The 25305-nt window shown below is 74.7% G+C and carries 22 protein-coding genes; 16 read left to right on the top strand and 6 right to left on the bottom strand.

The annotated features are described in order from the left end of the window. Window positions 1-101 precede the first annotated feature (101 nt). The 5 genes from J2X49_RS04515 to J2X49_RS04495 all read left to right on the top strand — a co-directional run bounded on the left by J2X49_RS04515 (window position 102) and on the right by J2X49_RS04495 (window position 4497). On the top strand, window positions 102-386 hold the full coding sequence (locus J2X49_RS04515) for an HU family DNA-binding protein (protein WP_128190407.1): 285 nt from the start codon (window positions 102-104) through the stop codon (window positions 384-386). Between the two features lie 121 nt (window positions 387-507). Continuing rightward, window positions 508-1266: a hypothetical protein gene (locus tag J2X49_RS04510; RefSeq protein ID WP_205649676.1), complete on the top strand. Its 759-nt coding sequence runs from the start codon at window positions 508-510 to the stop codon at window positions 1264-1266. 9 nt (window positions 1267-1275) lie between these two features. Continuing rightward, the gene (locus tag J2X49_RS04505; protein ID WP_310123063.1) at window positions 1276-3264 is read left to right on the top strand and encodes a cytochrome c oxidase assembly protein; all 1989 of its coding nucleotides are present in this window, start codon (window positions 1276-1278) and stop codon (window positions 3262-3264) included. After that, complete coding sequence (locus tag J2X49_RS04500; protein ID WP_128190268.1) at window positions 3261-4055, top strand: histidine phosphatase family protein; 795 nt, start codon at window positions 3261-3263, stop codon at window positions 4053-4055. Before J2X49_RS04505 ends, J2X49_RS04500 begins: the two co-directional genes overlap by 4 nt. 49 nt (window positions 4056-4104) lie before the next feature. Then, complete coding sequence (locus J2X49_RS04495; protein ID WP_128190267.1) at window positions 4105-4497, top strand: PPOX class F420-dependent oxidoreductase; 393 nt, start codon at window positions 4105-4107, stop codon at window positions 4495-4497. A 12-nt stretch (window positions 4498-4509) separates the two neighbouring features. Here the strand turns inward: J2X49_RS04495 and J2X49_RS04490 are convergent, their stop codons facing one another. Further along, window positions 4510-5325: a sulfite exporter TauE/SafE family protein gene (locus tag J2X49_RS04490; RefSeq protein ID WP_310123059.1), complete on the bottom strand. Its 816-nt coding sequence runs from the start codon at window positions 5323-5325 to the stop codon at window positions 4510-4512. A gap of 107 nt (window positions 5326-5432) precedes the next feature. Here J2X49_RS04490 and J2X49_RS04485 point away from each other — a divergent pair, with 107 nt between their 5' ends. The 7 genes from J2X49_RS04485 (at window position 5433) to J2X49_RS04455 (ending at window position 12988) form a co-directional block, all read left to right on the top strand. Beyond that, a complete protein-coding gene (locus J2X49_RS04485) occupies window positions 5433-5819 on the top strand; it encodes a hypothetical protein (RefSeq protein WP_310123056.1) in 387 nt (128 codons plus the stop codon). A gap of 120 nt (window positions 5820-5939) precedes the next feature. Beyond that, entirely contained in the window at window positions 5940-6788 is an 849-nt protein-coding gene (locus J2X49_RS04480) for a formate/nitrite transporter family protein (RefSeq protein WP_310123054.1), read from the top strand. 53 nt (window positions 6789-6841) lie between these two features. Then, window positions 6842-7978, top strand: a complete 1137-nt coding sequence (locus J2X49_RS04475; RefSeq protein ID WP_310123052.1) for a uroporphyrinogen-III synthase — start codon at window positions 6842-6844, stop codon at window positions 7976-7978. A gap of 105 nt (window positions 7979-8083) precedes the next feature. Further along, entirely contained in the window at window positions 8084-10678 is a 2595-nt protein-coding gene (nirB, locus tag J2X49_RS04470; RefSeq protein ID WP_310123050.1) for a nitrite reductase large subunit NirB, read from the top strand. Further along, complete coding sequence (nirD, locus tag J2X49_RS04465) at window positions 10675-11046, top strand: nitrite reductase small subunit NirD (RefSeq protein WP_246992908.1); 372 nt, start codon at window positions 10675-10677, stop codon at window positions 11044-11046. The genes nirB and nirD overlap by 4 nt, the downstream gene beginning before the upstream one ends. Then, window positions 11043-12278 (top strand): uroporphyrinogen-III C-methyltransferase, encoded by a 1236-nt coding sequence (cobA, locus tag J2X49_RS04460; RefSeq protein WP_246992910.1) that lies wholly within the window; start codon window positions 11043-11045, stop codon window positions 12276-12278. Before nirD ends, cobA begins: the two co-directional genes overlap by 4 nt. Next, window positions 12275-12988, top strand: a complete 714-nt coding sequence (locus J2X49_RS04455; protein WP_310123046.1) for a CbiX/SirB N-terminal domain-containing protein — start codon at window positions 12275-12277, stop codon at window positions 12986-12988. The genes cobA and J2X49_RS04455 overlap by 4 nt, the downstream gene beginning before the upstream one ends. Here the strand turns inward: J2X49_RS04455 and J2X49_RS04450 are convergent, their stop codons facing one another. Together J2X49_RS04450 and J2X49_RS04445 are read right to left on the bottom strand one after the other, a co-directional pair. Then, window positions 12989-13474: a GNAT family N-acetyltransferase gene (locus tag J2X49_RS04450; protein ID WP_128190262.1), complete on the bottom strand. Its 486-nt coding sequence runs from the start codon at window positions 13472-13474 to the stop codon at window positions 12989-12991. Window positions 13475-13503: 29 nt separating this feature from the next. Then, the gene (locus J2X49_RS04445) at window positions 13504-14367 is read right to left on the bottom strand and encodes a rhodanese-related sulfurtransferase (protein ID WP_310123044.1); all 864 of its coding nucleotides are present in this window, start codon (window positions 14365-14367) and stop codon (window positions 13504-13506) included. 108 nt (window positions 14368-14475) lie between these two features. Between J2X49_RS04445 and J2X49_RS04440 the strand changes: the two genes are divergently transcribed. Continuing rightward, a complete protein-coding gene (locus J2X49_RS04440) occupies window positions 14476-15045 on the top strand; it encodes a thioesterase family protein (protein ID WP_225792671.1) in 570 nt (189 codons plus the stop codon). Between the two features lie 12 nt (window positions 15046-15057). Here J2X49_RS04440 and J2X49_RS04435 read toward each other — a convergent pair whose 3' ends face one another. Further along, complete coding sequence (locus J2X49_RS04435) at window positions 15058-16641, bottom strand: NAD(P)/FAD-dependent oxidoreductase (RefSeq protein WP_310123042.1); 1584 nt, start codon at window positions 16639-16641, stop codon at window positions 15058-15060. A 153-nt stretch (window positions 16642-16794) separates the two neighbouring features. Here J2X49_RS04435 and J2X49_RS04430 point away from each other — a divergent pair, with 153 nt between their 5' ends. After that, complete coding sequence (locus J2X49_RS04430) at window positions 16795-21186, top strand: bifunctional proline dehydrogenase/L-glutamate gamma-semialdehyde dehydrogenase (RefSeq protein WP_310123040.1); 4392 nt, start codon at window positions 16795-16797, stop codon at window positions 21184-21186. Between the two features lie 29 nt (window positions 21187-21215). Continuing rightward, window positions 21216-22220 (top strand): glucose-6-phosphate dehydrogenase (coenzyme-F420), encoded by a 1005-nt coding sequence (gene fgd / locus J2X49_RS04425; protein WP_310123037.1) that lies wholly within the window; start codon window positions 21216-21218, stop codon window positions 22218-22220. A 9-nt stretch (window positions 22221-22229) separates the two neighbouring features. Here fgd and J2X49_RS04420 read toward each other — a convergent pair whose 3' ends face one another. Further along, window positions 22230-23537 (bottom strand): FtsX-like permease family protein, encoded by a 1308-nt coding sequence (locus J2X49_RS04420; protein WP_310123034.1) that lies wholly within the window; start codon window positions 23535-23537, stop codon window positions 22230-22232. After that, on the bottom strand, window positions 23534-24250 hold the full coding sequence (locus J2X49_RS04415; RefSeq protein ID WP_246992922.1) for an ABC transporter ATP-binding protein: 717 nt from the start codon (window positions 24248-24250) through the stop codon (window positions 23534-23536). The genes J2X49_RS04420 and J2X49_RS04415 overlap by 4 nt, the downstream gene beginning before the upstream one ends. Window positions 24251-24424: 174 nt before the next feature. Between J2X49_RS04415 and J2X49_RS04410 the strand changes: the two genes are divergently transcribed. Further along, complete coding sequence (locus J2X49_RS04410; RefSeq protein ID WP_310123953.1) at window positions 24425-25258, top strand: CPBP family intramembrane glutamic endopeptidase; 834 nt, start codon at window positions 24425-24427, stop codon at window positions 25256-25258. Window positions 25259-25305: the final 47 nt, after the last annotated feature.

Here is a 25305-nt window from a genome sequence, read left to right as displayed (position 1 = left end):
CCCGGGCCTCAGGGCTACGTTCGGGGGTGGTCGGAGCCCAACGGGCCCCGGCGGAATGCCCGCCCCAGGCGGGACGGACATGCCACCACCAGGAGGACACCATGGCTGAGACCATCAACAAGACCACCCTCGCTTCGAAGATCGCAGCGACGACCGACCTCTCGCAGGCGAAGGTCACCGCGGTGCTCGACGCGCTGTTCGACGAGGTCTCGTCGGCCGTCAAGGCCGGCGACAAGGTCTCGATCCCCGGCTTCTTCAGCGCCGAGCGCACGGAGACCGCCGCCCGCACGGGCCGCAACCCGCAGACGGGCGAGGAGATCAAGATCGCCGCGGGCCACCGCGTCAAGCTGACCGCCGGCTCGAAGCTGAAGGCCGCCGTCAAGTAGGCACCAGCACACAGCAGCGAGCGGGGTCCGGCCGAGAGGCCGGGCCCCGCTCGTCGTGCATCGCTATCGTGGTGCGCACGGTCCGTCCCGCGCACGGGCCCGGCATGGAGGTCGGCACAGCGTGAGCGACGAACGGGACGGGTCCCGCTCCCGTCAGGTGGAGGCCGCGGAGGCGCTCGCGAGCCGCCTCGACCGCCCCATGGGCCTCCTCGGCGTGGTGTTCCTCTTCGTGGTCCTCGGTCAGCTGCTCACCTCCGATCCGGGGTGGGCACGGGTGCTGTCGATCACCGGATGGGTGCTGTGGGCGCTGTTCGCCGCCGAGTTCCTGCTGCGCGCGTACATCGGCGGCTTCGGTGCCGCCTTCTGGCGCCGCAACTGGTGGCAGCTCATCTTCCTGGCGATCCCGTTCCTGCGCTTCTTCCGCGCGCTGCAGGCGGTGCGTGCCCTCAGGGTGGCGCGCGTGGCCCGGGTGGGCGGCATCCTCTCCGCCGGCGTCCGCGGCTCCCGCTCCGCAGGCCGCCTGCTCTCCAGCCGGATCGGATGGCTGGCTTCGGTCACCCTGGTGGTCGTCCTGGCCTCCAGCCAGCTCCTCTACGCCATGGAGTCGCACACCGACTTCACCACGGCGCTCCACGAGACGGCGATGGCGACCGTCACCGGATCCGGGATCACCGCCGATGACCCGTTCGCGAAGGTGATGCAGCTCGTCCTCGCGGTCTACTCGGTCGCCGTCTTCGCGGCGCTGGCCGGCTCCTTGGGCGCGTTCTTCCTGCGCGACCAGCTCCCCGCCCCCGCGCGCGTCGCCGAGGACGCTCCGGAGGAGCCTCGCCCGGAGCAGCCGTCCCGTCGCGCCGGGGACCCGCATAGCCGCGGCGACTAGCCTGGAGCGGTGCAGCGCCTCCGTCTCCTCGCGCCAGCGCTCGCGATCCTCGCGGGGCTGGTCGCGGCCTGGGCGGCGCTCGAGATCGGCGGGGGAGCGGCACCGCTGCCCATCGAGGATCCGGGCCCGCTCGTGCGCTACGGGCTGCCCGCCGCGACCATGGTGCGCAACGTCGCCATCGCCGCCGCGTTCGGCGGGCTCGTGCTGGCGTGCTTCGCGCTCGCGCCGCGCAGCCGCGACTGGAACCGCACGCTCGACCTCGCCGCGGCCGCCACCGGCGTCGCGACCGTGCTGCAGGCGTTCGTCGCCTTCGGCACCTTCCGGCAGCTCGTCTCCAACCCCGTCACCGCCGACGACGAGTTCGGCGGCCTGCTGCAGCTGTTCTTCGTCGAGATCGAGACCGGCCGCCTCATCCTCGGCACGCTGCTCGCGCTCGCGCTGCTCACCGTCGTGCTGCTCGTCGCGCGCAGCGCCGCCGCGGCGGCGTTCACCGTGGTCGGCTGGGCGGTGCCGTTCTGGCTCATCGCCTCCGGCGGCCACGCCGGCGGCACCGCCAACCACACGCTCGCCGTCTCGTCGCTGCTGCTGCACCTCATCTTCGTCTCGATCTGGCTCGGCGGGCTCATCCACGTCGGCCTCCTCGCCGGCGGCCGCGACGCACCCCGGTCGGCCGGCGCATCCGGCCTCGTGCCCGACGCCGCCTACGGCGACGTGCTGCTGCGCTACTCGACGCTCGCGATCGCGAGCTTCGCCGTCGTCGCCTTCACCGGGGTCGTCTCGGCATGGGTGCGCATGGAGGGCGACTGGCTGAGCGGCTACGGCGTGCTGTCGCTCACGAAGGCCGCGCTGCTGCTCGTGCTCGGCGCCTTCGGCGCGTGGCAGCGGATGCGCATCCTGCGCCCCGCGGGCACGGTGCGCGCGCGGGTGCCCGGCCGGGCGGTCGCGCTGCTCCTCGCGCTCGAGCTGACCGTGATGGGCGTGACGGCCGGCGTCGCCGCCGGGCTCGCCCGCACGCCGACGCCCGTGCCCGAGGCGCCTCCGGGCGCCGAGGCGAGCCCTGCCGAGATCCTCACGGGGCGGCCCCTGCCGCCCGAGTTCGAGCCGGCGCGGCTCGTCGACCAGTGGGCGCTCGACCCGCTGTGGACGGTGGCGCTCGCGATGCTCGCGTTCTTCTACGTCGCCGGTGTCGTGCGCCTCGCGCGGCGCGGCGACCGCTGGCCGATCGGCCGCACCGTGTCGTGGCTCGCGGGCATCGCGCTCTTCTGGTGGTGCACGAACGGCGCCCTGAACCTCTACCAGGAGTTCCAGTTCTCGCTGCACATGCTCGTGCACATGCTGCTCGGCATGGCGGTGCCCGTGCTGCTCGTGCCCGGCGCCCCCATCACGCTCGCGATGCGCGCGGTCGCGAAGCGCCGCGACGGCACGATGGGCGGCCGCGAGTGGCTGCTCGCGATCGTGCACTCGAAGTACATGCAGGTCGTCGGCTCGCCGCTCGTGGCAGCGCTCATCTTCGTGTCGAGCCTGTGGGTCTTCTACTACACGGGCATCTTCCAGTGGGCGATGACCGACCACCTCGGCCACGTGTGGATGGTCGTGCACTTCGTCGGCTCCGGCTACCTGTTCGTGCAGGCGATCATCGGCGTCGACCCCGGCCCGGCCAAGCCGCCGTACGCGCTGCGCCTCGTGCTGCTGCTCGGCGCGATGGTGTTCCACGCGTTCTTCGGCCTCACGCTCATGGAGGGCGAGGCGCTGCTGCTGGCCGACTGGTTCGGCGCGATGGGCAACGGCGTCGACGCGCTCGAGGATCAGCGGGTCGGCGGCGGCATCGCCTGGTCGATCGGCGAGATCCCGACCGTGATCCTGGCGATCATCACGGTCGTGCTGTGGTCGCGCAGCGACAAGAAGGAGCAGGTGCGCACCGACCGCGCGGCCGCTCGCGACGGCGACGCCGAGCTCACTGCCTACAACGCGATGCTCGAGAAGATGGGGAAGCGATGAACGACCAGGCCCAGACGACCGGCGCCGACGACGCCCCCGAGCAGTACCTGCCCGAGGAGCTCGCCGCGCTCGCGGAGGGGCGCGCGGTGCGCCTGCGCCTCGTGCGCCACGCCGAGACCGAGCACAACATCAACCACCTGATGCAGGGCTGGTCCGACTCGCCGATCACCGAGCGCGGCCACCGCCAGATCGAGGCCGTCGCGCAGCACCTGGCGGCCGAGCGCTTCGACCTCGCGTTCTCCTCCGACCTGCAGCGCACCCGCACGACGGCCGACGGCATCCTCGCCGCCCTCGACCCGAAGCCGCCGCTCGAGCACCTCGAGCTGCTGCGCGAGTGGCACTTCGGCGCCCACGAGGAGCGGCCCTCCGCCGACGTCTGGCGCGAGGTGATCGTCGAGCACGGCTTCGAGGTCGACCGCGAGCTGAGCGCGCTGCGGGCGATCGCCGAGCAGGTCGGCTGGCGCGGGCTCTTCGACACCATCGCGCAGCTCGACCCGACCGGCCAGGCCGAGGAGGCCGCGGCGACCGTGATGCGCGCCGACGCCGCGCTCGAGCACGTCGTGCGCGCGGCGGGCGCCCTCGAGCGGCCCGCGGCCGACGAGGTGCACGTGCTCGTGGTCTCGCACGGCGGGTTCATCACGTCGCTGCTGCGCCAGCTCGTGCCCGAGCTCACGCCCGACGTCATCCTGCCGAACTGCTCGATCACGACCGTGTCGCTCGCGGCAGGCACCACCGTGTGGCGCCTCGACGGGCTCGGCGAGACGGCGGATGGGCCGGGTCCGGCCGCGTAGGCACGCAGCGCCCACCGCGGGGCGGGGGAGCCGTGCAAGGGTGGAGGGCATGGCTTCGATCCCCGAGCAGTACCGCTACCTGACGGACGCGCCGCTCTTCGCGCACCTCGCGACCGTGCGGCCCGACGGCTCCGTGCAGTCGAACCCGATGTGGTTCCTGGTCTCCGGCGACGAGGTGCGCTTCACGCACACCCGCACGCGCCAGAAGTACCGCAACCTGCAGGCGAACCCCACGATGAGCCTGTCGATCGTCGACCCGGCGCAGCCGCTCAAGTACGTCGAGCTGCGCGGGCACCTCGCGGGCGTCGAGGACGACCCGACGGGCGCCTTCTACGTCGAGCTGCAGAACCGCTACGGCAACCCGTCGGAGCTCGCGCCGCCCGACGCCGCCGAGCGCGTGATCCTGCGCATGGCGATCGACAAGGTCACCGGCCGGGTCTGACCGCCCGCCGGCTCAGGCGGCCGCGACGAGCACCGGGGCGGCGGTCGCGAGCGCGACGACCACGAGCAGCACTGTGAACGCCAGGCTGAGCCGCTCGGGCCGCACCCGCGCGGTGATGCGCGAGCCGAGCAGCGACCCCACGACCGCGGCCCCGGCCGCGAGGGCCACGACGCCCCAGTCGAGCGTGAGGTCGAGCGTCAGCCGCGAGCCGAGCGCGACGGCGCTGTTGATGGCGATCACGAGCAGCGAGGTGCCGACCGCCACCGGCATCGGCAGGCCGAGCGCGAGCACGAGCGCCGGCACGATCGCGAAGCCGCCGCCGACGCCGAAGAAGCCGGTCAGGAGCCCCACGCCGGCCGCGGCCGCGACGAGCACGCCGACGGCGCGGCAGTCGCAGCGGAAGGGGCGCAGCGACACCATGGGCGGCCGTGCCGGCTCCGGCGCGGCACCCGCCGCCTCGGCACGGGCCGCGCTGCGCCGCCGCGCCGTCATGAGCGCGGCGACCACGAGCATGAGCACGGCGAAGGCGAGCAGCAGCACCCCCTCGGGCACCGATGTCGACAGCAGCGCGCCGAGGACGGCGCCGCCCGTGCCGAGCAGGCCGAAGACGGCCCCCTGCCCGAGGCGCACCCGTCCTGCCCGCATCGCGGGCAGCATCCCGATGATCGCGGCGAGCCCGACGATGATGAGCGAGCCGGCGGTCGCCTCCTGCGGCGCCATGCCGAGGAGCAGGATGAGCGCCGGCACGGCGAGGATCGAGCCGCCGCCGCCGAGCGCGCCGAGGAGCAGGCCGACGACGAGGCCGATCGGGGCGGCGAGCAGTGCCACGGGCTTCCTCCGGGGTCGAGGCGCTCGGGTGTCGCGCGCTGCAGGGGTTGGCCCGAGTATACCCCCGGGGGTATTCTGAGGACCAGTCCCGACAGCAGGAGGATCCGGTGCAGCAGACGACCACCATCGACCGCGACGCGGTCCGCGCCCTCGAGTGCGAGGCCCTCGAGCGGCTCGCCCTCGCGGCGGGCGACCGGTCGATGTGCGCGATCTCGCGCGACGGCCGGCCGCACGTCGCGGCGAAGTACCACGAGGGCGCCGTCTCGGCGCTGGCCGAGGTGCGTCGCGGGCTCCCGGCGGGCGTCGCGCCCGATGACGCGGACGAGCTGGTGCGCGCAGCGCTCGAGCGCTGGACGGCGCAGGCGGAGCGCAACCCGGATGCGCCGGCCTGGGTCGCATACGCCGCTGGCGGCCGCGACGCGCTCGCCCGGCTCCTCCAGCCGCGCCCTCCGGCCCCCGTGCCCGCCGCCTCACCGGCCGCGCGCACGGCCTGAGAGCAAGACGCGTCGCGACCGTAACCGAGCGGTCGCCGAGGCGAAACCGCGCGCCGCCAGAGTCGAGCGCACAGGCCCCCGCCGTCCGGCGCGGGCCGTCCCGACCATCGGAGGCACGGCATGTCGTACGTGAAGCCAGCCGACCTCGTCACCCGCATGATCGACGCGGGCCAGGCGAAGGTCCTCATGTCCACCCGCGACACCCTCATCCGCGCGTTCATGGCGGGCGCGATCCTCGCGCTCGCCGCGGCGTTCGCGGTGACCGTGTCGACGCGCACTGAGAGCCCGCTGCTCGGCGCGCTCCTGTTCCCGGTCGGCTTCTGCCTGCTGTACCTCCTGGGCTTCGACCTCCTCACCGGCGTCTTCACGCTCGTGCCGCTCGCGTGGCTCGACCGCCGCGCAGGCGTGACGCTCGCCGGCATGCTGCGCAACTGGGGCCTGGTGTTCGTCGGCAACCTCGCGGGCGCGGTGCTCGTGGCGCTGCTGATGGCGGTCTACTTCACCAACGGCTTCACGACCGCGCCGGACGCGGTCGGCGAGGCGATCGGCCACATCGGCGAGGGCCGCACGCTCGGCTACGCCGAGCACGGCGCCGCCGGCATGCTGACCCTGTTCGTGCGCGCGGTGCTGTGCAACTGGATGGTGTCCACGGGCGTCGCCGCGGCGATGATGTCGGACTCGGTGACGGGCAAGGTGCTCGGCATGTGGATGCCGATCATGCTGTTCTTCTACATGGGCTTCGAGCACTCGATCGTGAACATGTACCTGTTCCCGTCCGGCCTCATGATGGGCGGCGCGTTCACCATCGGCGACTACCTGGTCTGGAACGAGATCCCGACCCTGCTCGGCAACATCGTGGGCGGCCTCAGCTTCGTCGGCCTGACGATGTACGCGACGCACGGCCGGACCGGGCCGCTCCGCACGCCGGCGGCGGGCGTGCCGCTGCCCGCGGCGCCTGCCGCGCGCTGAGGCGCGCCGCCGCGCCATGATGGGTGCGACGGAGGACGGACGGGGGTGAGGGCATGGCCGAGGCGCCGGCGCTGCGGCAGGTGATGGCCGGGTGCACCGTGCTCATCACCGCCGACCGCCGCGCGGGCGAGCTCGCAGCCGCCCTCGAGCGGCGCGGCGCGACGGTGCGGCACGCGCCCTCGCTCAGCATGATCCCGAACGCCGACGAGCCGGCGCTGCTCGAGGCGACCCGATCGCTGCTCGAGGCGCCGCCGGACGTGCTCGTCGTCACCACGGGCGTGGGCTTCCGCGCCTGGATCGAGGCGGCCGACGCCCACGGCCTGGCGCAGCAGCTGCTCGCGGTGCTCGAGGGCGCGCGCATCGTCGCGCGCGGGCCGAAGGCGCGCGGCGCCATCCAGGCGGCGGGCCTGCACGCCGACTGGGTCGCCGAGTCGGAGACCGCTGCCGAGGTGGCGGAGGTGCTGCTCGGCGAGGGCGTCGAGGGGCTCCGCATCGCCATCCAGATGCACGGAGCCGGCGCAGACGGGCTCGAGGCGGTCTTCGCCGCCGCCGGCGCCCACGTGACCGAGCTCGTCGTCTACCGCTGGGGTCCCGCCCCCGATCCCGAGCTCGTGCGGGCGTCGGCGCGGGCCGCGGCGAGCGGCGAGATCGACGCGGTCGTCTTCACCTCCGCCCCGAGCGCCGAGGCGTGGCTCGCGACGGTGGAGCAGGAGGGTGCGGCGGATGCGGTGGCCCGCCGCTGCGGGGACGGCGAGCTCGTGCTCGCGGCCGTCGGCCCGGTCACGGCGAAGCCCCTGCTCGCGCGCGGGCTCGAGCCGCTGCTGCCCGAGCGAGGACGGCTCGGAGCGCTCGTGCGCGCGCTCGTCACCCACTACGAGCAGGTCGAGTCGGTGGCGCTCGCGACCGTCGCCGGCACGCTCCTCGTGCGGGCGCGGGTCGCGGTGCTCGACGGGCGCGTGCTCGCCGTCTCGCCGTCGGGCCTGTCGGTGCTGCGGCTGCTGGCCCAGGCCGGCGGCTCCGTCGTCACCCGCGAGCAGGTGCTCGAGGCCCTGCCCGGCGCCTCGACGGAGTCGCACGCGGTGGAGGTGGCGATCGGCCGCCTGCGGGAGGCGCTCGGGCGCCGCGACCTGGTGCGCACCGTCGTGAAGCGCGGCTATCGGCTGGCGCTCGCGGGCGAGGCCGCCGGCTGACGCGTCCGACCTCACAGCCGTCCGGCGCGGACGGTGACGTCGAGGTCGCAGGATCGTAACCGGGGAGCGCACCCGTCGAAACGGGGCCTCCGTAGCGTCGGAGCCATGATCGACGAGACGCAGCCCGGACCCCAGCGCGTGCTGGTCGTGGGCGCCGGCATGGTGGCGCATCGACTGGTGGACCGCCTGCGCGCCGCCGACCGCGACGGCGCCTGCAGCATCACCGTGGTCGGCGACGAGCCGTGGCGCCCCTACGACCGCGTCGCGCTCACCTCCTACCTCTCCGGCACGCCCGCCGCCGGCCTCGAGCTCGGGCGGCCCCTGCTGTGGGCCGATCCGCGCGTGCGGCTGGTGCTCGGGGACGCGATCGAGGCGATCGACCTCGACGCGCGCACCGCCCGCGCCGCCTCGGGCGAGGTGCACGAGTGGGAGCAGCTCGTGCTCGCGACCGGCGCCGACGCCGCGCTGCCGCCGATCCCCGGCACCGACCTGCCGGGCGTCTTCGTCTACCGCTCGCTCGCCGACGTCATGGCCATCGAGGCCGAGGTGGAGGCCCTGCTCGCGGCAGCGCCGACCGGTCGCCGTCCGCGCGCGGTCGTGCTCGGCGGCGGCCTGCTCGGCCTCGAGGCGGCCGGCGCCGTGCGCGGCCTCGGCGCCGACGCGACGATCGCGCAGTCGGCCGGGCACATCCTCTCGGCGCAGCTCGACGCGGGCGGCGGGGAGGCCGCGCGGCTGCTACTGGCCGAGCGCGGCGTCGACGTGCGCACCGGCTCCCGTGCGAGCGCGCTCGCGGCCGGCGCCGACGGCCGGGTGGCGGCAGTCGCGCTCCCGGACGGCGCGCGGCTCGAGGCCGATCTCGTGATCGTGGCCGCGGGCATCCGCCCGCGGGACGAGCTCGCGGCGATCGCGGGCATCGAGCTCGGCCCGCGCGGCGGCGTCCGCATCGACGAGGCGTGCCGCACGAGCGCAGGCGGCGTCTGGGCGATCGGCGACGTCGCCACGGTGGACGGCCAGGTGTGGGGCCTCATCGCTCCCGGCAACGAGCAGGCCGACGTCGTCGCCGACCGCCTGCTCGGCGGTTCCCGCACGCTCGGGCCCGTCGACGCATCCGCGAAGCTCAAGCTCGCGGGCGTCGAGGTCGCCAGCTTCGGCGACGCGTTCGGGCGCGGCGAGGGCGCCGTCGACGTCGTCTACGCCGACCCGACTGCCGGCGTCTACAAGAAGCTCGTGCTGTCGGACGACGGGCAGACGCTCCTCGGCGGCATGCTCGTCGGCGACGCGAGCGCCTACGCGGGGCTCCGGCCGCTCGTCGGCCGCTCGCTGGGCACCGACCCTGCCGCCTACCTGCTGCCCGGCGACGGCGTGCCCCCGGCGGGCGACGGCCTGCCGGACGACGCGATCGTCTGCTCCTGCAACGGCGTGACCGCCGGGGCGCTGCGCGACGCGGTGCACGTCGACGGCTGCGCCTCCTTCGCCGAGGTGCAGGGCTGCACCGGCGCCGGCGCCGCGTGCGGCTCGTGCGTGCCGCTCGCCACGAAGCTCGTCGGCGCTGAGCTCGAGCGCGCCGGCATCGAGGTGAGCCGCGCCATGTGCGAGCACTTCGAGCTGAGCCGCCGCGAGCTGCTCGACGCCGTGCGCATCTCGGGCGCGCGCACCTTCAGCGAGATCCTGCAGCGCCACGGCACCGGCGGTCGCGGCTGCGACATCTGCCGCCCCGCGATCGCCTCGGTGCTCGCCTTCGTGGCCGGCGGCCACGTGCTCGACGGCGAGCGGGCGAGCCTGCAGGACACCAACGACCACGTGATGGCGAACATGCAGAAGGACGGCACCTACTCGGTCGTGCCGCGCATGCCCGCCGGCGAGGTGACGCCCGACGGCCTCATCGCGGTCGGGCAGGTGGCGAAGGAGTTCGGGCTCTACACGAAGATCACCGGCGGCCAGCGCATCGACATGTTCGGCGCCCGCATCGAGCAGCTGCCGAGCATCTGGGCGAAGCTCATCGATGCGGGCTTCGAGTCGGGGCAGGCGTACGGGAAGGCGCTGCGCAACGTGAAGTCGTGCGTGGGCTCCACGTGGTGCCGCTACGGCGTGCAGGACTCCGTGGGCATGGCGGTGCTGCTCGAGCTGCGGTTCCGCGGGCTGCGGTCGCCCCACAAGCTGAAGTTCGGCGTCTCGGGGTGCGCCCGCGAGTGCGCGGAGGCGCGCGGGAAGGACGTCGGCGTGATCGCCACCGAGCGCGGCTGGAACATGTACGTCGGCGGCAACGGCGGCTTCACGCCGCGGCACGCCGAGCTGCTGGCCGAGGATCTCGACGACGACGCGCTCGTGCGCGCCATCGACCGGTACATCGTCTACTACATCCGCACCGCAGAGCGGCTGCAGCGCACCGCCCGCTGGATCGAGGAGCTCGAGGGCGGCATCGAGGGGCTGCGCCGCGTGATCTTCGAGGACTCGCTCGGCATCGCCGACGAGCTCGACGCCACCATGCGCGACCATGTCGACGCCTACCGCGACGAGTGGCGCGCGACGCTCGAGGATCCGGAGCGCCTGCAGCGCTTCGTCTCGTTCGTGAACGCGCCGGACGCGCCCGACCCCGACCTCGCCTACGTGCCCGAGCGCGGGCAGCACCGACCGGCCTCGGCCGAGGAGCGCGCATCCGGCGCGCCCCTCGCCCGCAGCGGACTGGAGATCCACGCATGACGCTCATCGCCGACGCCCCCGCCCGCATCGACGCCGCCGCATGGTGGCGCGTCTGCCCGCTCGCCGCCCTGCACCCCGAGCGCGGCATCGCCGCCCTGGTGCGCGGCGAGCAGGTCGCGGTCTTCCTCCTCCACGACGGCCGGCTCCGCGCGGTGCAGCAGGCCGATCCGTACGCGGGCGGCGCGAACGTCATGAGCCGCGGCCTCGTGGGCACGCGCCGGGGGCGGCCGACCATCGCCTCGCCCATGTTCAAGCACGTCTTCGACCTCGACACGGGAGAGTGCCTCGACCCGAAGGGGGAGGAGCCCCGGCCCCTGCGCTCCTATCGGGTGCGCGTCGTCGACGGCGTCGTGGAGGTGGCCGGATGAGCCTGATCGCGCTCGACCTGCAGGGTCGCCTCGTCGTCATGGCCGGGGGCGGCGCGGTGAGCGCCCGCCGCGCGAGGGCCTACGCCGACGACGGCGCCGACGTGCTCGTGGTGGCGCCGGAGCTCTGCGACGACCTCGCCGCCCTCCTGGCCCAGGGCCTCGTGCGGCACGCCGCCGAGCGCATCCGCCCCGAGCACCTCGACGGCGGCTGGCTCGTGCACACGGCGACCGGCGACCCGGCGGTCGACCTGCGGGTCGCCGCCTGGGCCGAGGAGCGGCGGCTGTGGTGCGTGCACGCGGGCAGCGGCGCCGAGGGCAGCGCCCGCACGGTCGCGACCGCCCGCACCGGCGAGCTGCGCATCGGCGTCTCGTCGGCAGTCGGCGCGGACCCGCGGCGGGCCGGCGCGGTGGCCCGGGCGCTCGCGGGCGTCGTCGACGAGGGCGGCATCGATCTGCGCCGCCGCCGCTCCGGCGGCGAGGGCCGGGTCGTGCTCGTCGGCGGCGGGCCGGGCGACCCGGAGCTGCTGACCGTGCGCGGCCGGCGCGCCATCGCCGAGGCCGACGTCGTCGTGGTCGACCGGCTGGGGGCGCGCGGCGTGCTCGACGGGCTCCCCGAGGGGGTCGAGGTGATCGAGGTGGGCAAGCGACCCGGCCACCACCCGGTGCCGCAGGAGCAGATCGACCGCATCCTCGTCGACCGCGCGCTGGAGGGGCACGTGGTGGTGCGCCTGAAGGGCGGCGACCCCTTCGTCTTCGGTCGCGGCGGCGAGGAGCACATCGCGTGCGCGAACGCCGGCGTGCGGGTCGAGGTCGTGCCCGGCATCTCGAGCGCCATCGCCGTGCCTGCCGCCGCCGGGATCCCCGTCACCCACCGCGGCGTCGCCCGCGCGTTCGCCGTCGCGACCGGCCACGAGGCGCTCGCGCCGTCGACGCTCGCGCTGCTGCGCGAGGGCGGCACGACCCTCGTGGTGCTCATGGGCGTCGCGATGCTCGAGGCGATCGCCGACGCAGCCCTCGCGGCCGGAGCCGATCCGCGCCTGCCGGTCGCCGTCGTCGAGGAGGGCACCACCCCGCGGCAGCGCGTCGTGCGCGGGCCGCTCGCCGGGATCGCCGGCATCGCGGCCGAGGCCGGGGTGCGCTCGCCGGCGGTGATCGTCGTCGGCGAGGTGGCGCGCTTCGGCCTGCTGGGGCCACAGCCGGCGCTCGCCGGGGTCGCGGGAGGCGGCGCATGAGCGGCGGCGGCGTCACCGCGCGTCCCGTGCTCGTCGGCTGCTCGCACGGCACCGCCGACCCGGCCGGCCGCGCCACGATCCGCGCGCTGCTCGAGCTCACCGCCGACCGGCTGCCCGGGGTCGACGTCGTCGAGGCGTTCGTCGACGTGCAGCAGCCGGCGCTCCCCGACGTGGTGGCGGCGCTCGCGCCCCGGCCCGCGGTCATCGTGCCGCTCCTGCTCTCGACCGGGTTCCACGTCGAGATCGACGTCCGCCGCGCCACCCGGCAGCGCCGCGGCGTGGTGGCCGCGCCGCCGCTCGGGCCGGACGACCGCATCACCGCCGTGCTCGCCGACCGCTGGCTCGCCCTCGGCGCCGATCCGCGCGACCCGGTCGTGCTGGCCGTCGCGGGCTCGAGCCGCGCATCGACCGTGCCGGCGGTCGAGGCGGTGCGCGAGCGCTTCGCGGCGCTGACGGGCACGGTCTCCGTGCTCGGCTTCGGCTCGGCCGTCGACCCGACCGTGCCTGGCGCGGTGGCGCTCGCGCGCGCCGGCGGCGCGGCGCCGGTGTCGATCGCCTCGTACCTGCTGGCGCCCGGGCACTTCCAGTCGCGGGTGCTGGCGGCGGGCGCCGAGCGCGTCTCCCGCCCGCTCGGCGTCGACGGGCGCATCGTCGACGTCGTCGTCGAGCGCTACCTCGCCGCGGCGGCGGACCTTCGGGAGGCCGCCTGATCACTCCCTCGCGGGCAGGTGCACCTCGATCTCGTACAGCTCGCGCGGGTCGGCCTCGTCGACGCGCTCGCCCGAGAGGCCGAGCTTCGCGTAGAACGCCTTCGCGACCTCGAGCGACTGCCACTCGAGCACCCGCACCTTCGTGTGGTGCTCGGCCCACTCCCGCACCGCCTCGAACAGCGCCGTGCCCGCCCCCCGGCCGCGCGCATCCGGCGACACCCACAGGTCGTGCATGCGGGCGATCGACCAGTCGCGGTGCGGGGCGGGCCCGTAGTCCTGGGCGGCGGCGTAGCCGAGCAGCTCGCCGTCCTGCTCGGCGACGACGATGTGGTGCGCCGGGTTCTCGACGAGGGCGACGAGGCGCTCGCGGTAGCGGTCGACCTTCTCGTCCTCCTCGTCGGCGTGGCGGTGGGCGGCGAGGAGCGGCAGCAGGGCCTCGGCGTCAGCGGTCGTCGCCTGTCGGATGCTGATCGCGCCGTCGCCCATGCGGCCAGCGTATCCGGCGGATCCCGTGATCAGGCGGCGTCGACGTGCGCCGCGCACGCGGGCTCGCACGCCTCGCACGTCGGCACCTGCTTGCGGCATGACCAGACGGCGCAGTTGCCCATCCCGCCGGTCGGCGCGCCGCAGCGGCCGCACGTGCCGAGCACGGCGGCGCCCGAGCCGAAGTCCATCGTGCGCCGCTCGTCGAAGACGTACAGCGAGCCCTCCCAGAGGCCCTGGTTGCCGAACGTCTCGCCGTAGCGCACGATGCCGCCCTCGAGCTGGTACACCTCCTCGAAGCCGCGCGAGCGCATGAGCGACGAGAGCACCTCGCACCGCACGCCGCCGGTGCAGTAGGTGACGACCGGCTTGTCCTTCAAGTGGTCGTAGGCGCCCGAGTCGAGCAGCGCCACGAAGTCGCGGGTGGTGTCGACGTCGGGCACGACCGCGCCCCGGAAGCGCCCGATCTCGGCCTCGAAGCGGTTGCGGCCGTCGAAGAGCACGACGTCGTCGCGTTCGGCGACGAGCTGGTGCAGCTCGCCGGGCTTCAGGTGCCGGCCGCCGCCGACGACCCCGTCGGCGTCGACCGCGAGCTCGTCGGGGGCGCCGAAGGTGACGATCTCGTCGCGCACCTTCACCGTCAGCCGCGGGAAGTCCTCGCCCGTGCCGGCCGACCACTTGATGTCCATTCCGCGGAACCCCGAGTACTCCCGGGTCGCCCGCGCGTACCGCTTGCACGCATCCACCGGTCCGCCCACGGTGCCGTTGATGCCGTGCTCCGAGATGATGATGCGCCCGGTGAGGCCGAGCGACGTGCACAGCGCGTGCTGCCACAGCCGCACCGCCTCGGGGTCGGCGATGGGCGTGAAGCGGTAGTAGAGCAGCACTCGGTGCATCCGACGATTCTCCCAGCCGCCGGCGGCCGGCGGCGCGCGGCGCTGTGGGGGAGCGCCAAGGGCGAGCGGATGCGCCGGCCGCGTCGGGCAGGATGGATCCCCGTGAACATGTGGTTGCAGTGGCTGCTCGCCATGACCGTGAAGAGCCGTGGCAAGCCGGAGCTCGGCATCGGCGACGTCGCGAAGACGTCGTTCGTGGTGCTGCCGACCGACATCGACCTGCTCGGGCACATGAACAACGGCCGCTACCCCTCCTACATGGATCTCGCGCGCGTCGACATGACGAACCGCACCGGCATGTCGGCGGTGCTCTCGAAGGCGGGCATCTACGCGGTGGTCGGGCAGTCGTCGATGGTCTACCGCCGCAGCCTCGACCTGTGGCAGCGCTTCGACATCGAGACCGCCGTGCTCGGCGCCGACGAGCGCGCCATCTACCTGCAGCAGCGCTTCGTCGTCGACGGCGAGCTCCACGCGCGCGGCGTCGTGCAGGGCCGCTTCATCGAGAAGGGCGTCGGCACGGCGAAGACCGCGCGCGTCATCGAGGTGCTCGAGGCCGCCGGCATCGTCGTCGACCTGCCCGAGCTCGACCAGCGCGTCGCCGACTGGGCCAAGCTCAACGCCCTGCCGCCGGCCCGCGCGAGCCACGCCTCCGACTGGGCCGGGCGCATCCCGCGCTAGTCCGCCGCGCGCCTACGGGCGCAGCAGCTCGAGCGCCGCGTGCGCGGCGTTGTGGCCGCCGAGCCCTGAGACGGCGCCGCCGCGGCGCGCACCCGAGCCGGCCATGAGGATCCGGGCGTGCCCCGTCGCGACGCCCCACGCCTCGGCCACCGAGGTGGGCTCGTGCTCGAGCCAGGGCCACGACAGCGGCCCGTGGAAGATGTTGCCGCCCGGCATCGCGAGCGCCTCCTCGATGTCGAGGGTCGTCTTCGTCTCGATCGCGGGCCCCGCCCCGCCCTCGAGCAGCAGCGGCCGGATCGGCTCGGCGAGCACCGAGTCGAGCGACGCGACCACCGCCTCCTCGAGCGCCACGCGCATCCCGTCGTTCGTCTCGGGGGTGAGCAGCCGATCGGGCACGTGCAGGCCGAAGACGGTGAGCGTCTGGGCGCCGGATGCGCGCAGGTCGTCGCCCAGGATCGTCGGGTCGGTGAGCGAGTGGCAGTAGATCTCGCACGGCAGGGGATCCGGGATGCGGCCGCCCGCCGCCTCCGCGTAGGCGCGCTGCAGCTGCGTGTAGGTCTCGTTGATGTGGAAGGTGCCGCCGAAGGCCGCCTCCGGCGCGACGTCGTCGAGCAGCCGCGGCAGGCGCGACAGCAGCATGTTGACCTTCACCTGCGCCCCCTCGGGCCGCGGGGTGGCGACGCCGGCCTCGCCGAGCAGCGCCGAGAGCACGTGCGGCGCGACCGCCGAGAGCACGAGGTCGAACTCGGCGGTCAGCTGCGTGCCGATCGCGAGCCCGGGCGAGCCGGTCGGGAGCCCGCCGACGCGCTCCTCCCAGGTGACCTCGCCGTCGGGCGTGACGCGGGTGACGGTGACGCCGGTGAGGATCTTCGCGCCGGCCGCGCGCGCCGCGGCCTCGAGGCCGCCGGAGACCTGCCCCATGCCGCCGATCGGCACGTCCCAGTCGCCGGTGCCGCCGCCGATGACGTGGTACAGCAGGCAGCGGTTCTGCTCGAGCCCCGGGTCGTCGAGCGCCGCGAACGTGCCGATGAGCGCGTCGGTCGCGATCACGCCGCGCACGAGGTCGTGGCCGACGGCCGCCTCGATCGCGTCGGCGATCGGGGCGTCGACGATCTCGGACCACGCGGATGCGGCGCCCGCGGCCTCGCGCGCGGCCTGCCGCGTGGGCAGCGGCTGCGTCAGCGTCGGGAACAGGGCCGCGGCGAGCCGCGTGGTGCGGTCGTAGAAGGCGGCGAACCCGTCGGCGTCGTCGGCGGCGCCGATCGCCGCGAACGACGCGCGCGTGGCCGCCTCGTCGCCCGCGTCGACCAGCAGCCCGCGATCGCCGCCGGGCACGGGCGTGTAGGAGGAGTAGCGGCGGCGGGCGAGGCGCACGTCGAGGCCGAGGTCGCGGATGATCTGCTCGGGCATGAGGCTGACGAGGTAGCTGTAGCGCGACAGGTTCGCGTCGAGCCCGTCGAACGCCTGCGCCGAGACGGCAGCGCCGCCCACGTGCGGCAGCCGCTCGAGCACGGTGACGTCGACGCCCGCGCGGGCCAGGTAGGCGGCGGCGGTGAGGCCGTTGTGGCCCCCGCCGATGATGGCGACGCTCGGCACTGCTGCTCCTTCGCTGGGGCGCCGACGCACGCGGTCGGCGCCGGACTCGACCCTGCCGAGGCCAACCCAACCACACGTGGCTCCTCGGCGGCGAGGCCCGGTGCACCGCCCGGCGCCGCGGCCCGCCGTCCGCGCGCGCATACGATATGCGGCATGACCGACCAGCCCAGGGACGACGACTTCGACGCCCTCATCGCCGAGGGCATCGAGCGCGCGGAGGCGCAGCGGCAGCTCGCGTCCGACGACGACGAGCCGATCGTGCCCGACGGCGCCGGGCTCGGGCTGACCGAGCCGATCCAGGTCGTCGACGAGCAGGACGCCGACGAGGACGCGCCGCTGCACGCGCCCCCGCTGCCCGACTCGGGGCCGGCGTTCGAGGTCGACGACGCGACGTTCGCGGCCGCGGTCAACCCGTACGTGCCGGTCGAGGCGCCGGGGCTCGCGCGCTCGCCGGAGGAGCCGCCCGCGAGCGGCTGGTCGCTCTCGCAGGAGGTCGCCGACGTGCCGACCGTGCAGATGGACGTCGCCGAGCTGCAGTCGGAGCTGGCCGCCGTCGCGCAGGCGCCGGTGCCCGAGGATGCCCGCGTGGTCGAGCCGGCCGACACGGCCCCGCCGGCCCCGCTCACGCGGCGTGCCGTGCACCCCCGACCGACCGACGCCGAGGACGCCGTGGCGCGCGAGCACCACGCGGTGACCCCCGAGCCGCAGCTGCCGCCGCAGGACCAGCCGCGCCTGGGCGGGCTCGCCGCCGCCGTCTCTGCGCGCGCCCGGGCCGCCGAGCCGCAGCTGCCGCCCACCGAGGCGATGTCGGCGGTCGACCTCGAGCAGGAGCTCGCGGCACCCGCGCCCGCCCCGGCCGTCGAGCCCGGGCCCGCTCCCGAGCCCGTCGCATCCGCCCCCGCACCGGTGCCGACGCCTGCACCTGCGCCTGCAGCCGCGCCGACGCCTGCACCCGAGCCGCCGGCACCAGCGCCCGAGGCCGTGCCCAACCCGGTCGCGGCGGCCCCCGCGCCGGCACCGGTCGAGCTGACCGACCCGGCCACCGACGACGCGCTCGCGCTCGCGGCGATCGAGCGCGTGCGCCGCTGGCTCGACCGGCCGGGCGCCGCGAAGCCCGACCGGGCGGCCGAGCGGCTCGCCGGCCTCCTGCAGGATCCGGCCGGCCTCGACTTCGCCATCGGCTTCGTCGACAAGGTCGTGCGGCCCGAGGACCCGAAGGTGAGCGCCCGCAACTTCGAGGCGCTCAGCCGCGACATCCCCGGCTTCCTCGACTGGTACCTCAAGCTCGGCATCACGGTCGGCGGCGGCTTCGGCATCGTGACGCCGAAGCTCATCATCCCGCTCGTGAAGCGGGCGATGCGCGAGATGGTCTCGCACCTCGTCATCGACGCGACACCGGGCCGGCTCGCCCGCCCGCTCGCGAAGCTGCGCGAGGACGGCACGCGCCTCAACATCAACCTGCTCGGCGAGGCGGTGCTCGGCGAGGACGAGGCCGCGAGCCGGCTCGAGGGCACGACCGCGCTGCTGCGCCGCGACGACGTCGACTACGTGTCGATCAAGGTGTCGGGCGTCGCGCCGCAGCTGCAGCTGTGGGCGTTCGACGAGACCGTCGACCATGTCGTCGACCGCCTGCTGCCGCTCTACCGGCTCGCCGCGGAGTCGAGCCCGCCGAAGTTCATCAACCTCGACATGGAGGAGTACCGCGACCTCGACCTCACGATCGCGGTCTTCGAGCGCCTCCTCACCCGGCCCGAGCTCGCCCGGCTCGAGGCCGGCATCGTGCTCCAGGCGTACCTGCCCGATGCGCTCGCCGCCTACCGCCGGCTCGCGGCGTTCGCGAAGGAGCGCCGCGCGAACGGCGGCGCGGGCATCAAGGTGCGGCTCGTGAAGGGCGCGAACCTCGCCATGGAGCGGGTCGACGCCGCCCTGCACGGCTGGCCGCTCGCGGTCGTCGGATCCAAGGCCGCGAGCGACGCCAACTACAAGCGCGTGCTGCAGGAGGCGCTGCTGCCCGACAACGCGTTCGCGGTGCGGCTCGGCGTCGCGAGCCACAACCTCTTCGACCTCGCCTACGCGGCCGAGCTCGCCCGCCACCACGGCACCCACCAGCGCATGGACGCCGAGATGCTGCTCGGCATGGCCGCCGACCACCGCGCCGCCGTGCGCGAGGACTTCCCGAGCCTCATCCTCTACACGCCCGTCGTGCGGCCCGACCAGTTCGACGCCGCCGTCGCCTACCTGATCCGCCGGCTCGAGGAGAACGCCTCCGGCGAGAACTTCATGTCGAGCATGTTCTCGCTCGACGACCCGGCCGTGTTCCAGCGCGAGCGCGACCGCTTCCTCGCGTCGCTCGAGCTGCAGCGCGCCGAGGACGCCGCGGGTGCGCCGCGGCCCACCCGCACCCAGGACCGCCTGGGCGACCTCGCCGTCTCGGTCGCGCATCCGGACGGCTTCGAGAACGAGCCCGACAGCGACCCGTCGCTCGCGGCCAACCGCGCGTGGGCGCGGCAGATCGTGCAGCGCGCCGCCGACTCGCAGCTGGGGCTGCGCACCCTCGAGCTCAACCGCATCGAGGACTGGCCGACGCTCGAGCGCCGCATCGACAAGACGGCGCAGGCATCCGACGGATGGGCGGCGCTGGGCGCGGAGCGTCGGGCCGACGTGCTGCGCGACGCGGCCGAGACGCTCGGCGTGTACCGGGGCCGCCTCATCGAGGTGATGATGGCCGAGACGGGCAAGACGCTCGCCGAGGCCGACCCCGAGGTGTCGGAGGCGGTCGACTTCGCCCGCTACTACGCCGAGCAGGCGCCGCTGCTCGAGCAGCTCGACGACGCGCGCCCGAAGCCCGTGCACCTCACCGTCGTGACGCCGCCGTGGAACTTCCCCGTCGCGATCCCGTGCGGCGGCGTGACCGCGGCGCTCGCGACCGGCTCGGCCGTCATCCTGAAGCCCGCGCCCCAGGCTCGGCGCTCGGCGGCGGTGCTGTGCGAGGCGCTGTGGGAGGCGGGCGTGCCGCGCGAGGTGCTCGTGCTGTGCGACGTGCCAGAGGGCGACGTGTCGCAGCGGCTCGTCTCGCACCCGGCCGTCGGCAGGCTCATCCTCACCGGCTCCTCCAAGACCGCAGAGCTCTTCACCTCCTGGCGCAGCGACCTGCCGCTCGTCGCCGAGACGAGCGGCAAGAACTCGATCATCGTCACGCCCTCGGCCGACCTCGAGCAGGCGGCGGCCGACATCGTGCGCAGCGCCTTCCTGCACGCCGGGCAGAAGTGCTCGGCCGCATCCGTCGTCATCCTCGTCGACACCGCGGGCGACAGCGAGCGGTTCCGCCGGCAGCTCGTCGACGCCGCGTCGACGCTGCGCGTGGGCTCGCCGCTCGACGCGCGCACGCACATCGGCCCGCTCATCGAGCCGGCGTCCGGCGCGCTGCTCGAGGCGCTCACCACCCTCGAGCACGACGAGGAGTGGCTGCTCGAGCCGCGGCGGCTGGATGCGTCGGGCCGGCTCTGGTCGCCCGGCATCCGCGACGCGGTGCTCCCGGGCGCGAGCACGCACCTCACCGAGCTCTTCGGCCCGCACCTGTCGCTCATCGAGGTCGACACGCTCGACGAGGCGATCGAGGTGCAGAACGCCACCGAGTTCGGGCTCACCGCCGGCATCCACTCGCTCGACCCCGACGAGGTCGCGCACTGGCTCGCCGAGGTGCAGGCCGGCAACCTCTACGTCAACCGCGGCATCACGGGCGCGATCGTGCGGCGGCAGCCGTTCGGCGGCTGGAAGCTCTCGCAGGTCGGGCCCGGCGCCAAGGCCGGCGGCCCCAACTACCTCGCGACGCTCGTCGACTGGGAGCCTGTGCCGTCGGAGCCCAAGAAGTCGGTGCGCCTGCACGGGCTCGACAAGCGGGTCGCCGAGCTCATCGAGGCGGCGACGCCCGCGCTCGACTTCGTCGAGTTCGACCGCGTGCGCGCCGGGGCCAACAGCGACCAGACGTGGTGGGAGGAGGAGTTCGGCCTCTCCCGCGACGTCTCGGCGCTCGGCGTCGAGCGCAACGTGCTCCGCTACCGGCCGGCCGAGGTGCTGCTGCGCCTCGCCGAGGACGGCCAGGTCGTCGACCTCGTGCGCCTGCTCGCCGCCGCCGCCCGCACGCGAGCCGTCGTGCGCATCTCGAGCGCCGTGGAGGTGCCGAGCGGCATCGTGCGGCTCTCGCGCCACGCGCTGCCGCACGTGCGCATCGAGGAGGTCGTCGAGGAGTCGGACGCCGCCTTCCACGAGCGCATCCGCTCGGGCGAGGCGCTCGAGCCGGTGCAGAGCGAGGATGCGCTCGGACTCATGCGCGTGACCGAGCCGGTGCGGCGCATCCGCCTCATCGGCACCGACCCGGGGCTGCGCGACGCGCTCGCCGGCAGCGCTCGCGTCGCGGTCTACGACGGCCCCGTCACGACCGAGGGCCGCATCGAGCTGCTGCCGTTCGTGCGCGAGCAGGCGGTGTCGATCACCGCGCACCGCTTCGGCAACCCGGACAAGGTGCTGCAGGCACTGCGCGTGTGACGCGCAGGAGCCGGTGCTTGACTGGCTCCATGCGGTACGGATACAAGGCCAGCGCCGAGCAGTTCTCGCCCGCCGAGCTGCTCGACCTCGTGCAGCTCGCCGAGCGGGTCGGGCTCGACAGCGCGTTCATCAGCGACCACCTGCAGCCCTGGCGGCACGAGGGCGGCCACGCGCCCAACGCGGTCGCCTGGCTCGGCATGGCGCTCGAGCGCACCTCGTCGATCGTGCTCGGCACGTCGGTGCTCACGCCCACGCTGCGCTACCACCCGGCGGTCGTCGCGCAGCAGTTCGCGACGCTCGGGCAGGTGCACCCGGGCCGCCTCATCCTCGGCGTGGGCACCGGGGAGGCGCTCAACGAGCAGGCGATCGGCGTCGAGTTCCCCGAGCTGAAGGAGCGCTTCGCGCGGCTGCGCGAGTCGGTGCGGCTCATCCGGCAGCTGTGGGCCGAGGAGCGGGTCGACTTCGAGGGCGAGTACTACGCGACCCACGGGGCGACGATCTACGACCGGCCGGACCCCGCCGACGCGGGCGCGCGCATCCCCATCTACGTCGCCGGCGGCGGCCCCGCGACGACGCGCTACGCCGCGCGGTTCGCCGACGGGCACATCTGCACCTCCGGCAAGGGCGACGAGTACTACCGCGACACGATCGTCGCGAACCTCGAGGAGGGGCTCGAGAAGGCCGGGCGCGCCTCGGCCGAGGTCGACCGGATGATCGAGATCAAGGTGTCGTACGACCGCGACGCCGACGCCGCGCTCGAGCACACCCGCTTCTGGGGCGCGCTCTCGCTCACGCAGGAGCAGAAGCACGCGGTGCACGACCCGATCGAGATGCAGCGCCTCGCCGACGAGCTGCCCATCGAGCAGGTTGCGAAGCGCTGGATCGTGGGGTCGGATGCGCCGGCCGTCGCGGGCGCGATCGCCCACTACGTCGACCTGGGCTTCACCCATCTGGTGCTGCACGGGCCGGGGCACGACCAGCGGCGCTTCCTCGAGCAGCTCTCGGAGGACGTACTGCCGCTCCTGCCCCGGTAGCCGCGCAGCTCAGGCCGGCGCCGCCTCCGTCGCGACCCGGCGCACGAGCGGCAGCGCCGCCGACGTCACCGCGAGCGTCACCGCCGCCGCGCCGAGCGTGAGCAGCGCCCACGTGAGCACCGACGCGGGGCTCGACATCCAGAGCATGAAGGTCGGCAGGATCAGCAGCAGCGCCGCCCCGGCGGCCCCGCCGACGCCGATGACGAGCGGCAGCGCCACCTGCTGCACGATCGCCGCGCGCATGACGGGCAGGTCGACGCCCATCCGGTGCATCGCCTGGTGCTCGCGCCGCTGGTCGAGCACCTTCGCCGACTGGGCGATGCCCGCGAGCACCGCGCCGAGCACGCCCGCGATCGCGATCGTGAGCGCCGCGCCGGTCGCCATGTCGGCGCTCAGCTGGTCGGTGCCGCCGGCCATCGCCGGTGCGAGCGACGCGAAGCCGCCGGCCATCACGGCGATCGCCATCGCGCCGACGATGTTGAACGCTCCGCGCGGGTCGTCGACCACGCGGCGCGCGGCGAGCAGCGTCGCGGGGCTGCGGGCCCCCTTCGCGACGAGCCACGCGACGCCCTGGATGACGAGCGGCCCGAGCAGCGTGTACGCGAGCACCACGATCGACACGAGCGCGATCGACACCGCCGTCTCCTTCGGCACCAGGTCGAGCACCACCACGACGACGTAGGCGGCGGCGGCGAGCACGAACGCGGCGGCCCGCCAGAGCGACAGCCGCCGGGGCCGCACCCGCTGCGCGACGCCGAGCGGCGTCACGTGCACGCGGCGCAACGACGCGAGCGCGGCGCCCACGGCGATCGCGACGACCGCGCCGCCGGCCGCAGCCCACACCCACACGGGCGGCAGCAGCTCGGTGGGGCCGAACGGCTGCCCCTGGAACTCGATGCGCGCGAGCCCGGGCGTCACGGCGAGCGCGAGCATCGCCCCCACGAGCACGCCGACGACCGCTTGCGCGAGGGCGTCGAGCACGGCGAGCGCGGTCACCTGGCCGCGCGTGGCGCCCGCGAGCCGCAGGGCGGCGAGGCGGTCGTCGCGCCGGGCGACCGCGAGCCGCACGGCCGCCTGCGCGAGCGTCCAGACCGCCGGCAGCAGCAGCGCGGCCGCCACGAAGGCGAGGGTGAGCACGAACGCGCCCGACGACGCATCCACGACGCCCGTCTCGAGGCGCACCCGGAACGCCTCGACGCCGCCGAGCACCGCGAGGAGCGCCGCGGTCGCGAAGGCGAAGGCCGTCGCGCTCAGCACGTCGGTCGCGCGGGGCCCCGTGGCGCGGGCGAGCCGCAGCCAGAGCCGCAGCGCGCTCATCGCGACGCCCCTGCCGTCGCCGCCGGCTCGTCGCTGACGATCCGGCCGTCCTGCAGCCGCACGACGCGCGAGCACATCGCGGCGACCTCGGGGTCGTGCGTGACGACGACGAGCGAGGCGCCGTGGCCGAGCGTCGCGCCGATGAGGAGGCTCATGACCGCGTCGCCCGTGGAGCGGTCGAGCGCGCCCGTCGGCTCGTCGGCGAAGACGATGCCGGGGCTGCCGACGAGCGCGCGGGCGATCGCGACCCGCTGCGCCTGCCCGCCCGAGAGCTCGCCCGGCCGGCGCGTGAGCATGTCGCCGAGGCCGAGCCGGTGCAGCAGCGCGCCGGCCGCCGCCTCGGCGCCGGTGCGGGAGCCCCCGCCGAGCATGAGCGGCAGCGCGACGTTCTCGATCGCGGGCAGCTCGGGCAGCAGCTGCCCCGACTGGAAGACGAAGCCGAAGTCGCTGCGGCGCAGCCGGGTGCGCTCGCCGTCGCGCATGGTCGCCAGGTCGCGGCCGCGCCACGCGACGCGGCCGTCGTCGGGGGCGACGATGCCGGCGAGCACGTGCAGGAGGGTCGACTTGCCGGAGCCCGAGGGGCCCATGATGGCGACGGCCTCCGGGCCGTGCGCGCCGATGGTGATCGAGACGTCGGCGAGCGCGGGCGCTGCCGCGTCGCCGGTGCCGTAGGTGTGGGTGAGACGCTGCGCGTCGAGTCGGTCGCTGTGCATGGCCCCATCCGAGCAGCGCCGGGGCCGCCCCGGGCGGGATCCGGCCGCCTTTGCATCCGGGGGCGGATGCGGATCATCCGTGCGGATGACCAGGCCCCCCTTCCGTAGGCTGGTCGCGTGACGATCGCCGCAGAGAGCACCCCCGCGCCGCGGCCCGCGCCGTGGCCGCGCTCGCTGACGATCGCGGCCGAGGGCGCCCCGACGCATCCGATCGCCATCGTGCCCGCGGCGCTCGTGTCGCTCGGCGCGGTGCTGCTCTTCTGGGTGCTCACCGACTGGGGCTACCTGCCGCTCGTCGCGGGCGTGGTCGGCGGCATCCTGACCGACCGCGCGGGCCGCTCGCGCAAGCTCGGGCAGGACCTCGCGCTCATCGCCATCGCGCTCACGTGGATCAGCTTCATCTCGCTGCACGCCGACATCACGAACGAGGGCATCGCGCGCTTCACGGTCGCGCTCGGCGGCGCCGTGCTCATCCCGTACGTCATCACCCGCTGGGGCTTCCAGGACCACGCGATCCGCTTCCCGTGGGCCGGCGGGCGCTGGACGCGCCGCATGTGGACGTACCTCGTGGCGGTCATCTTCCTCGCCTACCTGATCCTGCCGTTCTACTTCCTCACCTCGGGCGTCTACCGCAACTGGCCCGCGGTGGACGAGGCGCACGAGGTGGCGCGGCTGTTCGTGGGCGTCAACGCCGTGGGGCTGTGGGACGAGCTGTTCTTCATCTGCACCGTCTACACGCTCCTGATGCGGCACTTCCGGCCGTGGCTCGCCAACCTGCTGCAGGCGGCGATCTTCGTCTCGTTCCTATGGGAGCTCGGCTACCAGTCGTGGGGGCCGCTGCTGACGATCCCGTTCGCGCTCGTCCAGGGCGCGATCTTCTCCTGGACGAAGAACCTCTTCTACGTCGTGACCGTGCACCTGCTGTTCGACGCGGTCGTGTGGCTCGTGATCGTGCACGCGCACCACCAGGAGGCGCTGCCGATCTTCCCGCTCGTGCACGGGTTCTGACCCGTTGCTCGGGTCTCGCGCATCCGGGGTTCCGGATGTCGGCCGCC

It is taken from the genome of Agrococcus sp. BE272 (assembly GCF_031457935.1).
Classification (GTDB): Bacteria; Actinomycetota; Actinomycetes; order Actinomycetales; family Microbacteriaceae; genus Agrococcus; species Agrococcus sediminis.
Note: the sequence above shows the minus strand (reverse complement) of the source record. Positions and strands in the feature narration are given on the sequence as shown.

Bases quoted from the DNA above. Each gene is read 5' to 3' on its own strand.
- J2X49_RS04515 (WP_128190407.1), top strand. From the start codon at position 102: ATGGCTGAGACCATCAACAAGACCACCCTCGCTTCGAAGATCGCAGCG.
- J2X49_RS04500 (WP_128190268.1), top strand. From the start codon at position 3,261: ATGAACGACCAGGCCCAGACGACCGGCGCCGACGACGCCCCCGAGCAG.
- J2X49_RS04495 (WP_128190267.1), top strand. From the start codon at position 4,105: ATGGCTTCGATCCCCGAGCAGTACCGCTACCTGACGGACGCGCCGCTC.
- J2X49_RS04480 (WP_310123054.1), top strand. From the start codon at position 5,940: ATGTCGTACGTGAAGCCAGCCGACCTCGTCACCCGCATGATCGACGCG.
- J2X49_RS04475 (WP_310123052.1), top strand. From the start codon at position 6,842: ATGGCCGAGGCGCCGGCGCTGCGGCAGGTGATGGCCGGGTGCACCGTG.
- nirB (WP_310123050.1), top strand. From the start codon at position 8,084: ATGATCGACGAGACGCAGCCCGGACCCCAGCGCGTGCTGGTCGTGGGC.
- nirD (WP_246992908.1), top strand. From the start codon at position 10,675: ATGACGCTCATCGCCGACGCCCCCGCCCGCATCGACGCCGCCGCATGG.
- cobA (WP_246992910.1), top strand. From the start codon at position 11,043: ATGAGCCTGATCGCGCTCGACCTGCAGGGTCGCCTCGTCGTCATGGCC.
- J2X49_RS04455 (WP_310123046.1), top strand. From the start codon at position 12,275: ATGAGCGGCGGCGGCGTCACCGCGCGTCCCGTGCTCGTCGGCTGCTCG.
- J2X49_RS04450 (WP_128190262.1), bottom strand. From the start codon at position 13,474: ATGGGCGACGGCGCGATCAGCATCCGACAGGCGACGACCGCTGACGCC.
- J2X49_RS04445 (WP_310123044.1), bottom strand. From the start codon at position 14,367: ATGCACCGAGTGCTGCTCTACTACCGCTTCACGCCCATCGCCGACCCC.
- J2X49_RS04440 (WP_225792671.1), top strand. From the start codon at position 14,476: ATGTGGTTGCAGTGGCTGCTCGCCATGACCGTGAAGAGCCGTGGCAAG.
- J2X49_RS04430 (WP_310123040.1), top strand. From the start codon at position 16,795: ATGACCGACCAGCCCAGGGACGACGACTTCGACGCCCTCATCGCCGAG.
- fgd (WP_310123037.1), top strand. From the start codon at position 21,216: ATGCGGTACGGATACAAGGCCAGCGCCGAGCAGTTCTCGCCCGCCGAG.
- J2X49_RS04420 (WP_310123034.1), bottom strand. From the start codon at position 23,537: ATGAGCGCGCTGCGGCTCTGGCTGCGGCTCGCCCGCGCCACGGGGCCC.
- J2X49_RS04415 (WP_246992922.1), bottom strand. From the start codon at position 24,250: ATGCACAGCGACCGACTCGACGCGCAGCGTCTCACCCACACCTACGGC.